Origin of the sequence: Aquimarina sp. MMG015, assembly GCF_018100855.1 — a bacterium.
GTDB lineage: Bacteria > Bacteroidota > Bacteroidia > Flavobacteriales > Flavobacteriaceae > Aquimarina > Aquimarina latercula.
On sequence record NZ_JAGJEB010000045.1, the window covers coordinates 1 to 421 of the forward strand.

Sequence of the window (421 nt, forward strand, 5' to 3'; positions counted from 1 at the left end):
GGCACTTAATATTACCAATTCTGCTTGACTTTGTAAAGAGTTCAGTTCTAAATCTGTTAATTTAGAGTTTCTAAACGCGATCCATGGCACAATAGAGTCCGATGCATCTGCATGCGTTGCCAAGTGCAGTATTTTGTAATCCTTTATTTTTTTGATAAAATTATCTTTTGTAGCTTCTTGATCCACTAACAGCGTTCCATCATATAACTTATTAGCGTATGAAATTTCTTTGGAACTATTTTTTAATGTAGTTAGGTCGTTAGAAAAATTAATGGGAGCAATCCCTAAGAAATCCTGAGTAGCTGCTCTTTGGATGGATTTGTTTTTGTTTTGAAAAGTAAGAGAGAATGCGTAATCGATTTCATTTTCTTCTATGAAATAAGTGTTTTTGTTGATGTCAGTTATCAATGCCTCAAAAGGG

1 protein-coding gene is annotated in these 421 nt (G+C 33.5%); it reads right to left on the minus strand.

Annotated features, from left to right (window positions below; translation table 11 throughout):
• Positions 1-421, minus strand: a 421-nt coding sequence (locus tag J8L88_RS23425; protein ID WP_211062089.1) for a CHAT domain-containing protein, incomplete at both ends; no start/stop codon positions are given.